This window comes from Bradyrhizobium sp. 215_C5_N1_1 (assembly GCF_052075935.1).
Classification (GTDB): Bacteria; Pseudomonadota; Alphaproteobacteria; order Rhizobiales; family Xanthobacteraceae; genus Bradyrhizobium; species Bradyrhizobium barranii.
Genome location: NZ_CP197228.1, coordinates 5604900 through 5616677 on the forward strand (window position 1 = coordinate 5604900; position 11778 = coordinate 5616677).

Below are 11778 nucleotides of genomic sequence, written 5' to 3' on the forward strand. Positions count from 1 at the left end.
TTTCGCTCCCTTTTTTATGTAGGACCTTAAGTCCCGCCATCCTAGCACAGGCGGCTGCCAAACGAAGCCGTTGCCCTCTGGCCTCAAGGGTTTATGGTGCGCTCCTAATCCGCCCTCATAGCGGAACCGGGCGCCCCCTCGCCCGGCAAAAACCGTAAAACCCAAACTACGGACAAGGTACCACACATGGCTAAAGTCGCTTTCCTCGGTCTCGGCGTGATGGGCTTCCCCATGGCCGGACACCTCGTGAAAAAAGGGGGCCATGAGGTCACCGTCTATAACCGCACCGCGGCCAAGGCGAAGGAATGGGCGGACAAGTTCGGCGGCAAGACCGCGGCGACCCCGAAGGCGGCAGCCGAAGGCCAGGACTTCGTGATGTGCTGCGTCGGCAACGACAACGATCTGCGCGCGGTCGCGAACGGCCCCGACGGCGCGTTCGCCGGCATGAAGAAGGGCGCGACCTTCGTCGACCACACCACCGCCTCCGCCGAGGTCGCACGCGAGCTCGACGCTGCCGCCACCAAGGCCGGTTTCAAGTTCATCGACGCTCCCGTTTCCGGCGGCCAGGCCGGCGCCGAGAACGGCGTGCTGACGGTGATGTGCGGCGGCGCGCAGGACGCCTATTCCGGCGCCGAGCCGATCATAACGGGCGCTTATGCGCGGATGTGCAAGCTGCTCGGGCCCGCCGGCTCCGGCCAGTTGACCAAAATGGTCAACCAGATCTGCATCGCCGGTTTGGTGCAGGGCCTCTCCGAGGGTATCCACTTCGCCAAGAAGAGTGGCCTCGACGTCGCCGCCGTGATCGAGACCATCTCCAAGGGCGCAGCGCAGTCCTGGCAGATGGAGAACCGCTACAAGACCATGAACGAGGACAAGTATGATTTCGGCTTCGCGGTCGAATGGATGCGCAAGGACCTCTCGATCTCGCTGGCCGAAGCCCGCCGCAACGGTGCCAATCTGCCGGTGACCGCGCTGGTCGACCAGTTCTACGCCGAGGTCGAGAAGATGGGCGGCAAGCGCTGGGATACGTCGAGCCTGCTCGCGCGCTTGAACCGCTGACACCTGTCGAACTGATCCCGCCTTGCTGATCGCGATCGCCGTCATCTTCGTTCTGGCCTATGCGGCGATCGCGCTCGAACACCCGCTCCGGATCAGCAAGAGTGCCACGGCGCTGATCGGCGCCGGGCTGCTCTGGGCGATCTACGCGGCCACGATCGGCGACCACGCCATGGTCGGCCGGCAGATCGACGAATCCGTCGTTTCCACCGCGCAGATCGTGTTCTTCCTGATCGGCGCGATGACCATCGTCGAGGTGATCGACGCCCACGACGGTTTCGAGGTCATCACCTCCCGCATCAGCACGACGAGTCAGGTCCGCCTGATGTGGCTGATCGGCTTCGTGACCTTCTTCCTCAGCGCGATCCTGGACAATCTGACCACCACCATCGTGATGGTCTCGCTGATCCAGCGGCTGATCGCCAGGCGCGACGACCGCCTGCTGTTCGCCTCCCTCATCGTCATCGCCGCCAATGCCGGCGGCGCCTGGACCGTGATCGGCGACGTCACCACGACCATGCTGTGGATCGGCGGGCAGATCACGCCGCTGAAGATCATGGGTTCGGTGTTCCTCCCCTCGCTGGTCAATCTGCTCGTGCCGCTCGCCTTCATCAGCCTTCTGGTGAAGGGCAAGACCATCGCACCGCCGCCCAAGGACGACGGAGTTCAGCTCGTCGGGTCGTTCGAGCGCAACCTGATGTTCTATCTCGGGCTCGGCGTATTGATCGCCGTGCCCGCCTTCAAGGCGGTCACGCATCTGCCGCCCTTCATGGGCGTGCTGCTCGGGCTCGGCATCGTCTGGCTGGTCGGCGAGGTCGTTCACCGCGACAAGGACGAGCATGTTCGCCGTCCGCTGACGCTCGCGCATGCGCTGACGCGGATCGACATGAGCTCGATCGTGTTCTTCCTCGGCATTCTGCTGGCGGTCGCCTGCCTCGAACATGCGGGCCTCCTGTCGATGCTGGCGCGCTGGCTGGAGGCGACGATTGGCCGCCAGGACGTCATCGTCGTCGTGCTCGGCCTGCTCAGCGCCGTCATCGACAACGTGCCGCTGGTGGCGGCGACCATGGGCATGTACGACCTCGGCCACTACCCGACCGACAGCTTCCTCTGGGAGTTCATCGCCTATTGCGCCGGCACCGGGGGCTCGATCCTGATCATCGGCTCGGCCGCAGGCGTCGCCGCCATGGGGCTCGAGCGGATCGAGTTCCTCTGGTACGCTCGCCGCATCGCCATCCCCGCGCTCGCGGGCTATCTGGCGGGCGCGGTGGTCTACGTCGCCCAGCATGCGGCACTGCACTGACCGGCACTGCGCGCGTTCAAAATTAACGCCGGGTTAACGTAATTCTTTAGCTCCTTAAGTCACCTCTTAAGGATTTCTTGCCAGAGATAGACAATGCAGAAGGCCCGCCTTTGCGCAGGCAGGAATGTTGTTGTTCGATGAGTAAACCCGCTGAAAAGCCAGAGGTCGTACAGCTTCCGGCCGAGCCGGTGAGCGCGCCATCGGCGAGCAGCCGACGGGCTGCGTCGCAGCGGGTACGCGAGGCGCGCGACAAGTTAACGTCGACCAGCGGAACCCGGCCGGCTTTCGACGCCGAGATGCTGCGCCAATATGCCCAGACGCGGCTGTCGGCCTCCTATGTCGTGATGCTGCTGGTGGTCGCTACCGGCGTGCTGTTCGGGCTGTGGATGCAGCCGATCCCGGCCGCGGCCTGGACCGCCGGCATGCTCTGCATCCACGCCGCGATGATCCGCAGCTGCCACCGTTTCCTGGCAGAGGGCTCCTCGCCCGCGGCGACGCGCACATGGCGGACGCACTTCGTCGTGCTCGACCTGCTCTATGGCCTGTGCTGGATGGCGATCCTGATCCATCCCGTGCTCGACATGGTCACGGAAACGCTGATGATGTTCCTGATGCTGCTGGTGATCGCGGTGTCGAGTATGCTGGCCGCCAATCTGCCGATCGCCGCCCTCGCAGCCACGGCGCCGGTCGCGGTCGCAATGGCGCTGAGCTTTGCAATCACCGGCGCGCTCGACAATTACATCCTAGCGGCGCTCGCGCTCGCAGCCGAAGGCTATTTCGTGCTGCTGGCGCACCGCCTGCACTCCTCGACCTTCGCCACGCTCGAGGCACGCGCCGAGAAGGACGCGCTGATCGGCGAGCTCGAACAGGCCAAGGCGATCTCGGACGAAGCGCGCCACCGCGCCGAATCCGCCAACGTCGCAAAATCGCGCTTCCTCGCGCAGATGAGTCACGAGCTGCGCACGCCGCTAAACGCGATCCTCGGCTTCTCCGAGGTGATGAAGAGCGAAATTTTTGGCGCGCACGCGGTGCCGGTCTACAAGGAATATTCCGCCGACATCCATAATTCCGGCGTGCACCTGCTCAACCTCATCAACGAGATCCTCGATCTGTCGCGGATCGAGGCTGGCCGTTACGAGCTCAACGAGGAAGCGGTGTCGCTGGTCGGCATCGTCGCCGACTGCCATCATTTGATGAAGCTGCGCGCCTCGAGCCGCGGCATCACCATCCATGAGGTGTTCGAGCAGGCCATGCCGCGGCTCTGGGCCGACGAGCGGGCGATCCGCCAGGTCGTGCTCAACCTGCTCTCCAACTCGATCAAGTTCACCCCGCAAGGCGGCGAGATCTGGCTCAAGGCCGGCTGGACCGCCTCGGGCGGGCAATATCTCTCGGTGAGGGATTCCGGCTCCGGCATCCCCGAGGACGAGATCCCGATCGTGCTCGCCTCGTTCGGCCAGGGCTCCAACTCGATCAAGTCGGCCGAACAGGGTGCAGGGCTCGGCCTGCCCATCGCCAAGAACCTGATCGACCTGCATGGCGGCACATTCACGCTGAAATCGAAGCTGCGCATCGGCACCGAGGTCATCGTCACCTTCCCGCCGGAGCGCGTGATGAGTGCGCTGGCGCCGATGTCGGACGATTCTCCGCCGCTCCAGCCGGACAGTTCCGCGGTGCCCGACGAGAAGCGCCGGCCGCGCCACAAGCCGATCATGAGCGCAGGTACGGGCTCTTAACGAGATGCTTGCAGACATGCCCGACGATCCCCCACTATGTCCACATGAGCAAAGAAACGCCGTGCGTCGCCGTCTGCATGATCGATCCGAAGACCAGGCTGTGCTTCGGCTGCGGCCGGACCTTGCCGGAGATCGCGCGCTGGCACGCCATGGAGAGCACGGAACGGCTCGCGGTGATGGCGCTGTTGCCGGCACGCATGGCGGACGCGGGTTTGCAGCCGATCGCGGGATCGCCGAAACGCGCCTGACCGCCCTGCGTCGCCTCGGAGGCGCGCAATGATCCGCTTCCTGCTCGTTCTCGTCATGCTCGCCGGCACGGCCGGTGCCGTTGTCGCCTATGGCGATCCCGACCGGATCGCGCGCGCGAGCAACAAGGTCTCGCACATGTTTCGCGCGCAGATCGCCTCCCCGGCCCCGGCCGTGCAGATCCAGCGCGGCCAGGGTGGCGAATTCGCGCTGCGCGCGAAGATCAACGGCGTCGCCGCTCCGATGGTGATCGATACCGGTGCGACCTCGGTGGTGCTGACCTGGGAAACCGCGAAAGCGATCGGACTGCCGCTCGAGATGCTCGAATACGACGTCGATCTCGAAACCGCGGGTGGCCACACCAAGGCAGCCCGCCTTACGCTCGACCGTCTCTCCGTCGGCCACCTCGTCGAAAAGTCGGTGCCGGCCCTCGTCGTGCCGCGCGGGCAGATGAAGACCAATCTGCTTGGCATGAGCTTCCTCGACCGCCTGGAGAGCTGGGGTGTGCGCGCCGACAAGCTGATGCTCACCGGCTACCCGGAATTGCCCGATCGCCGCGCGCTCCGATAATTCGCTTCGCTGCGCGCCTCATGCGCACGATCAAGGCCCAATCAGTCGGGACTGCCTGAGCCGCACAACGCGATCGGCGCTTGTCAGATCGCCCTTGGCCGCTCTGGCGCCAGTCAAACTGACGGAGCCGCTCCATCCAGGCAGCCCCGCTTGATCCAGTCCGCGAGGCCACCTTTGCGCCAGCGCGCTGCGCAACATCGGCGCGGCTGCCAGCCAACCGCCTAACCCGAGCCCCCGCGAACAATCCATCGATGTGGCATTTCCTCCATTTACAAACCGCCTAGTCGGTTTATAACGGTCCCATTCCCGGATCGGGGTTGGACAAGGCTGCTCCGTGAGGTGCGGCCAAGTGGGAGATTGAGAGTCATGACTGCCAGAGCCGCCTTACGCCGCACGATGCGCGCCCTGCCCTTTGCCGCGGTGTTCGCCGCGAGCAACGCCTGCGCTGCCGACTTGTCGCCGCGCTACGCCGCGCCCTCCTCGGCCTACACTGCGCCGCAGCCGGTGTACTCGTGGACGGGTCTCTATGCGGGCTTCAACGCCGGCTACGCAGAGAGCGGCGACGACGCGTTCAATAATCTCGTCGGCATCAGCGGCGGCAAGGTCAAGGGCGCCGTCGGCGGCATGCAGATTGGCTACAACTACCAGCTCTCGCCGATGTTCGTGGTCGGCATCGAGAATGACTTCGAGGGCGGCGACATCAAGAACCACGACGCGCTCAACAGCGCCGCGGTGAGCATCCCCTGGTACATGACCGGCCGCGCCCGCGCCGGCATCGCGACGATGGATTCACGGCTGCTGTTCTTCGGGACCGCGGGTCTTGCCACCGGCGAGTTGAAGGACGGGCCGATCAACAAGATGAAGATGGGCTGGACCGCGGGCGGCGGCGTCGAATGGGCGTTCCTGCCGAAATGGTCGGCCAAGGCCGAATATCTCTACACCGAGTTCAAGCACGACGATCTGCCGGACTGGAACGCCGCGAAATTCCACACCTTCCGCGTCGGCGTGAACTATCATTTCGATCTGCTCCGCTGAGACGGATCGACGAGGAGCCGGATTTTGCGATCCGGCTCTTCACCCGTTTGGGCTAGGCCGCGGCCTCCGCCGGAGCGCGCGCACCGACACGTGCGATCGCATCGCGCAGCACGTCCACACCGGCGCCCGGCTTCACCCCCTGCTCGGCAAGATGGCGGCGGAAGGCGCGCGCGCCGGGCACGGCGTGGAACGCCCCGACGAAATGCCGCGTGATCGCATGCAGCCGCGTGCCCCGCGCAAGCTGCTGCTCGATATAGGGCATCATCGCTTCGAGCGCGTCCTGCATCGTCGCATGCGGCGCCGCTTCGCCGAAGATGTCTTGATCGACGGAGAGCAGCCGCCATGGCTCCTGATAGGCGGCGCGGCCGAGCATCACGCCGTCGACGTGCTCGAGATGCGCTTTCGCCTCGTCGATACCGGGGATGCCGCCGTTGATGATGATGGGCACATCAGGCATCGCGCGCTTGAGGCGATAGACGCGGTCATAGTCGAGCGGCGGGATGTCGCGGTTCTCCTTCGGCGACAGACCGTTGAGCCAGGCCTTGCGGGCATGCACGATCAGCGCATCGCAGCCTGAGGCGACCACTCCACGCGCAAGCGTATCGAGCGCGACCTCCGGATCCTGATCGTCGATGCCGATGCGGCATTTGACGGTGACGGGAATGGAAACCGCGCCCTTCATCGCGTCGACACATCGCGCCACAAGCTCCGGCTCCGCCATGAGGCAGGCTCCAAAGCGGCCATCCTTCACACGATCCGACGGGCAGCCGACATTGAGGTTGATCTCGTCATAGCCGAACTCTTCGCCGATCCGCGCGGCCTGTGCGAGCTCGCGCGGATCCGACCCGCCAAGCTGAAGCGCCACCGGATGCTCGACCGCGTCGAACCCGAGCAGCCGCTCCCGGTCGCCATGAATGATGGCGCCGGTCGTCAGCATCTCCGTATAGAGCAGCGCCCGCCGCGTCAGATGGCGATGGAACACCCGGCAATGCCGATCGGTCCAATCCATCATGGGAGCCGTAGAAAATTTCCAACGCAAGTCATTCATTTTATTGAACTATTTTATCTAGGATCGACCCCGCATGTGACTGGATCGACTGAGAAATTTGGCACGACGCGGCTTTCGCAGATTGCTCCTTCTAGGCTCATCTATGTCCGAATTGGAAGCGAAAATCTGGCCTTCGGATTCTCACCACGCACACGAAAACCCCATGTACACGTCACTCGCGCAGCGCTCGCCCTTTGCGCGGGTCACATTGAAAGCGAATTCGCGCAAACCGGGTCGACATTTGGCCGGCACGTTTTGCGGGAGATCACAAGTGGGAAGAGGTGGTACGCAGCACTCACGGCGATCTTGTGTTGGTGGCAGATGTCTACGAGTCCCGAGCTCTCCGAATTTCCACAACTGAGCTCTGCCGCGGTGCGATCTATGAAATGGCCCAACTCGGCAAATGCGACGAGCCACTAGCTTCAGAGCCATCGAGCGCGCTTGAAACGCAGGTAAAGCACACCGCACAATACGACGATGATGCCAACGACGACAAAGTAGCCGTATTGCGTCTTCAGCTCGGGCATGTTTTCAAAGTTCATGCCGTAAATTCCGGCGATCGCGGTGGGTACGGCCAGTATGGCGGCCCAGGCGGCCAACTGCCGCGTGATCACGCCCTGACGCTGCTGCTCCAACAGATTGCTCACCTCGAAAACCGAAGTCAGAACGTCTCGCAGGGAGTTCACCATCGCTTCGACGCGCCGCACATGGTCCAGGACGTCCTGGAAATAAGGACGAGCGTTGGCGTCAAGACACGGCGTCTCGAGGTGCACGAGCCGGCCACAGACCTCCGTCATCGGGCCGATAATTCGCTGGAAGCGGATCAGTTCTTGGCGAAGCCCGAAGAGCCGCTTGACGTCCGCGCGGCTAAGAAAGCTGTCGAGCGCGCTTTGCTCCATGGTGAGAACGCGTTCCTCGATCGTCTCGACCACCGGAAGATAGCCGTCGACGATAAAGTCGAGGATGGCATGGAGAACGTAGTCGGGGCCATAGCCCAGCAGGCTGGGGGCTGCTTCGAGCTGGGCGCGGAGATTGCTATGCGCGCGCGCCGAGCCATGCCGAACCGTGATGATGAAATTCTTCCCGACGAAAATTGCGGTTTCACCATAGGCGATGCGGTCGTGCTCGAGATGGGCGGTGCGCGTCATCACGAACAGCTGGTCGCCATAAACGTCGACCTTCGGCAATTGGTTCGCTTTGAGGGCATCCTCGATCGCGAGAGGATGAAGTCCGTAGTTCTTCTCGAGTTGTTCAAGCTCCAGCTCTGGGGGCTCGAACAATCCGATCCAGACAAATTCGGATTTGCCCTTGCAATCGATAGGCTCGTCCAATGAGACGGCTTTTGCCTTCTTGCCATGACGATACAAATGGGCTGCTACGACGCTCACAACGAGCTTCCTCCAAACCTGTCGAGCGGTGTGCACCACCCCGTCACCTTAAATCGCCCGCCTTCATTTTGTTGCAGGCTTGGAGCGCGGGATGGTTCGGATTCAATCTGACGCTCGGGCATCGCGTTTGACCCGCGCATGTTGACGGTCAAGCACCAAGGCTAAGATGCGCACGACGACGTCGATCTGCGCATCCGGTGACGAAGGGCGTTCATCAGGGTCGAATGCGATTCCAACCACGGCATTCCGGCCTTCGTCCGTCTCCACGGGCCAGAAATCAAAGCGGGAGGCCAGATTGGGGTAGATGCCACTGCGTATGACAGTTCCAGTCGCCAGGGACGATCGTGCCGCCTCCAACTCGGCCTCCTGCGGCTCCACGTCTCCGACTTGCTCGAGGGAAACCACCCTGCCCTCCCTAACGAGCATCACGATGACGGGAACCTGGAAGAGCGTTGCCAGTGCCCGGGACGTAACCGAGAAGATCGTCTTCGTATTGTCGGCCGCGACGACATCACGGCAATAGCCTTGCAGCAAGGTCGCGCGCCTTCTCGACAGCTTCGCTTCGGTCGCCCTCTGCCGGGAGGTGAAGGCAACTGCACTCACGATGACCCCGACCACGAACAGCAGCCCAATCGCCCAGATGTTCGCGGGGTCATCGACCGCTAATGAGTAGCGTGGCTCGGTCAGGAAGAAATTGAATGCCAGAGCACCTGATATCGCCGAACAGAGTGACGGACCGAGGCCGAGACTCACACCTGCGATGATCACTGGAAGTACGAAGATAAGCGACAGGTTGGGGATAGTGACGCTGCTGTCAATACCGACAGCGATGACCGTTGCGGCGGCGGTCATGGCGATCGAAACAAGGTAGCGCGCCAGTTCCGATGCTACCGGACCCAGAAGGGGCTCGGCATCAGGCGCCGGCGCGATGTCCTGCGGCAGCTTCGATTCAACATCCGTCACCACTTGAACTCCCGCCTGGCAGGCGACACACGTCGGCCGAAAAGCAAGCCCATCAGCGTGCGCTTGCGGCGCTGATAGCTAACCGAGCATACAACAACTCCATCCACATGTGAGCCGCATCAAAGGCAAATTCAACGTCGCGCGAAGCGCGCCGCCGCCCAGACTGTCAGGTATTTGATTTTCCGATCGGCGGCTGGCTGAGGCGGCGCCGCGGGTCAGCCATGAGCGCGCGATCATTCCTGTCGAGGACGCGAAGCGGTGATCGACCGCGTGGGGGGAGAGACAGACTCGGCCAGATATTTCGCACGCCATTTCGGCCCTGGGCCGCGCATGTAATGATTTTCCGGCCGGTATCTGGCGGACGGTCCGTACCAGGCCGGAAACAGAAACGTCATCAGCACCTCAAGGGCGCGATAAGTGAGGAGCATCAGCCTAGCGAACGATTCCCTTGCCATATTGCCCCCGAAGCGAGACGCCGCCGATACCCGCGTTCGCACTCTTGGTTCGCACTCTTGGGAGTGAGATCGCGGTCAATCCGGAATGAATTGGTTCGATCCTCGAGGGCAAACCGGCTGCGATGTGATCGCCGCCTAGGCACCCTGGCCTCCACGAACGGATATCGCATGGACTCATGATGTGGGTGATCGGATAGGAAATCGAGATAGCCCGGCGTCCGCTCATATAGGCGCCGCATAGTGGGCACGACTGCCCGAGAACCGAAGTTCATCAGTCGCCGTCGCGAGCAACGGCAGACATTTGGCGGCCATGACGGTCGTCGCAATGCTGGCGAACGGTCGTCGGCCGGCGGTGCGCTAGTTCTTCTTCTTGGACGCCTTTGTATCCGTGGCGCGGGCGCCACCCCAGGGATCGTACTTCTCGTCAGGGACCGGAATCCTGTCCAGCGCGGCCTTGTAAGCCTTCTCGTCGACCTTTGGCCGGCTTTCGACAGGCGGACCTGAGTTGCCGCGGCCTCGGCCAAAACCCTGTGCGCTGGCCATGAAAGTGGAGGCCAACACGGCCGCGACGGCAACAACGAGAACCGGGAGTGCGCGCCTTCCGCCGATCATGCTCATTCCTCCTGCGGCACGAACGCCTATTGTCCGGATGGTGTGCGGACGCCGTGCCAAGCGTCGCGCACCTGGTGATAGTGGGCCTCCGGCAGATAATCCGGCGTATCGAGATTGAGTGTGCGGACATCCAGCCGGCCGACGGCGCTGAGCAGCGTGTAGGAAGCGATCACCCGGTCGCGCTGCGCCTGGATCTGACGCGAACGGGCCGCGGTGAGGTCCTGCTGGGCGTTGAGCACGTCGATCGTGGTGCGCTGTCCACCGGCGGCCTCGCGGCGTACGCCCTGCAATGCGACGTCTGCCGCCTTCGCCTCCGACTCGGCCGCTGTCAGTGCGACCTTGGTGCCCTCATTGGACACCCACGCGCCGACAACGGCCGTCCGCGACTGGTTCCTGACCTGCTCAAGCACCAGACGGCTTTGCGAGGCGAGTTCCTTGGCCTGGCGCGTCTGCGAGGCCGCGGTGCCGCCGTCATAGATCGGCACGTTGATCTGGCCGAGGATCGAGGCCTGATTGGTCGCAAACGTGCTCAGCGTCGAATCCGAATCCTTGGAGCGGCTGGCGTTCGCCTGTACGGCAACCGTCGGGAGCAGACTGCCTTCTGCGACCTTGATCGTGGTCTGCGCGACATCCACATCGTATCCCGCACCGAGCACCGCCGGATGCTCGTGATTGGCGGTCTCGATCGATCCCGGCATCGTCACCGGCGATAACCGATTGACTGGCGTGGCCGGCGTCAACTGACCGTGCGGCCCGCCGATCACCTGGACGTAGGTCGCCTTGCTGATGGCAAGCGTCACCTCAGCGGCGTTGAGATCGGCAAGGCCCCGACTGAGGCGCGCCTCGGCCTGGGCCGTATCGGTCGGCGTCACATCACCCGCATCGAGGCGCTTCTTCGTCGTCGCCTGGATCTCGCGCAGCACGGCGACGTTGGTGCGCTGCGCCTCGACCAGCGCCTGATTGGCCAATACGTTCATATAGGCCGTGACGGCATCGAGCAGCACGCCTTGCCCGGTGTTGCGCAGCGCCTCGCGCCCCGACAGAACCTGATACTCGGCGACGCGCACGCTGTTGGCGGTCTTGAAGCCGTTGAACAGAACCTGGCTGACAGTCACGCCAATCGTCCACGGACGCAGTGTCGCGCCCTGGATCGTATTGTCGGGCAGCGTATTCCTGACCGCCTGCAAACCCGCGCTCAGGCTCGCGACCACCTGCGGCCGGTAGCCGGCGAGCGCCTGCGGCACGTTCTCGTCCGTGCCGCGCTGCCGGGCACGATCGGCGTTGAGCTGCGGGCTCGACTGATAGGCCCGGACCAACGCCTCGGACAGCGTTTCCGCGCGCGATGGCCCGCAAACCATCATCGCCGCCC

General features: G+C 63.5%; 11 protein-coding genes. 6 read left to right on the top strand and 5 right to left on the bottom strand.

What is annotated here, in order from left to right; all coding sequences use genetic code 11:
* Positions 1 to 186 precede the first annotated feature (186 nt).
* The 6 genes from AB7G19_RS27240 to AB7G19_RS27265 all read left to right on the top strand — a co-directional run bounded on the left by AB7G19_RS27240 (position 187) and on the right by AB7G19_RS27265 (position 5943).
* Positions 187 to 1059 (top strand): NAD(P)-dependent oxidoreductase, encoded by an 873-nt coding sequence (locus AB7G19_RS27240; protein WP_439034546.1) that lies wholly within the window; start codon positions 187 to 189, stop codon positions 1057 to 1059.
* A 22-nt stretch (positions 1060 to 1081) separates the two neighbouring features.
* On the top strand, positions 1082 to 2359 hold the full coding sequence (gene nhaD / locus AB7G19_RS27245) for a sodium:proton antiporter NhaD (protein WP_071915184.1): 1278 nt from the start codon (positions 1082 to 1084) through the stop codon (positions 2357 to 2359).
* Positions 2360 to 2496: 137 nt separating this feature from the next.
* A complete protein-coding gene (locus tag AB7G19_RS27250) occupies positions 2497 to 4092 on the top strand; it encodes a sensor histidine kinase (protein WP_439034545.1) in 1596 nt (531 codons plus the stop codon).
* A 44-nt stretch (positions 4093 to 4136) separates the two neighbouring features.
* On the top strand, positions 4137 to 4340 hold the full coding sequence (locus AB7G19_RS27255) for a DUF1289 domain-containing protein (protein ID WP_028146760.1): 204 nt from the start codon (positions 4137 to 4139) through the stop codon (positions 4338 to 4340).
* 28 nt (positions 4341 to 4368) lie between these two features.
* On the top strand, positions 4369 to 4908 hold the full coding sequence (locus AB7G19_RS27260; protein ID WP_063984038.1) for a TIGR02281 family clan AA aspartic protease: 540 nt from the start codon (positions 4369 to 4371) through the stop codon (positions 4906 to 4908).
* Positions 4909 to 5274: 366 nt separating this feature from the next.
* Complete coding sequence (locus tag AB7G19_RS27265) at positions 5275 to 5943, top strand: outer membrane protein (RefSeq protein WP_208086087.1); 669 nt, start codon at positions 5275 to 5277, stop codon at positions 5941 to 5943.
* 52 nt (positions 5944 to 5995) lie between these two features.
* Here the strand turns inward: AB7G19_RS27265 and dusA are convergent, their stop codons facing one another.
* The 5 genes from dusA to AB7G19_RS27290 all read right to left on the bottom strand — a co-directional run bounded on the left by dusA (position 5996) and on the right by AB7G19_RS27290 (position 11770).
* Complete coding sequence (gene dusA / locus AB7G19_RS27270) at positions 5996 to 6991, bottom strand: tRNA dihydrouridine(20/20a) synthase DusA (RefSeq protein ID WP_441268389.1); 996 nt, start codon at positions 6989 to 6991, stop codon at positions 5996 to 5998.
* Positions 6992 to 7413: 422 nt separating this feature from the next.
* Complete coding sequence (gene corA / locus AB7G19_RS27275; RefSeq protein ID WP_247315078.1) at positions 7414 to 8379, bottom strand: magnesium/cobalt transporter CorA; 966 nt, start codon at positions 8377 to 8379, stop codon at positions 7414 to 7416.
* A gap of 102 nt (positions 8380 to 8481) precedes the next feature.
* Positions 8482 to 9342: a DUF4118 domain-containing protein gene (locus tag AB7G19_RS27280; RefSeq protein ID WP_247315075.1), complete on the bottom strand. Its 861-nt coding sequence runs from the start codon at positions 9340 to 9342 to the stop codon at positions 8482 to 8484.
* A gap of 812 nt (positions 9343 to 10154) precedes the next feature.
* Positions 10155 to 10409, bottom strand: a complete 255-nt coding sequence (locus AB7G19_RS27285) for a hypothetical protein (RefSeq protein ID WP_441268390.1) — start codon at positions 10407 to 10409, stop codon at positions 10155 to 10157.
* A gap of 26 nt (positions 10410 to 10435) precedes the next feature.
* Entirely contained in the window at positions 10436 to 11770 is a 1335-nt protein-coding gene (locus tag AB7G19_RS27290; protein WP_441268849.1) for a TolC family outer membrane protein, read from the bottom strand.
* Positions 11771 to 11778: the final 8 nt, after the last annotated feature.

Bases quoted from the DNA above. Each gene is read 5' to 3' on its own strand.
- AB7G19_RS27265 (WP_208086087.1), top strand. From the start codon at position 5,275: ATGACTGCCAGAGCCGCCTTACGCCGCACGATGCGCGCCCTGCCCTTT.
- AB7G19_RS27240 (WP_439034546.1), top strand. From the start codon at position 187: ATGGCTAAAGTCGCTTTCCTCGGTCTCGGCGTGATGGGCTTCCCCATG.
- AB7G19_RS27260 (WP_063984038.1), top strand. From the start codon at position 4,369: ATGATCCGCTTCCTGCTCGTTCTCGTCATGCTCGCCGGCACGGCCGGT.
- AB7G19_RS27285 (WP_441268390.1), bottom strand. From the start codon at position 10,409: ATGATCGGCGGAAGGCGCGCACTCCCGGTTCTCGTTGTTGCCGTCGCG.
- AB7G19_RS27250 (WP_439034545.1), top strand. From the start codon at position 2,497: ATGAGTAAACCCGCTGAAAAGCCAGAGGTCGTACAGCTTCCGGCCGAG.
- dusA (WP_441268389.1), bottom strand. From the start codon at position 6,991: ATGAATGACTTGCGTTGGAAATTTTCTACGGCTCCCATGATGGATTGG.
- AB7G19_RS27255 (WP_028146760.1), top strand. From the start codon at position 4,137: ATGAGCAAAGAAACGCCGTGCGTCGCCGTCTGCATGATCGATCCGAAG.
- AB7G19_RS27290 (WP_441268849.1), bottom strand. From the start codon at position 11,770: ATGATGGTTTGCGGGCCATCGCGCGCGGAAACGCTGTCCGAGGCGTTG.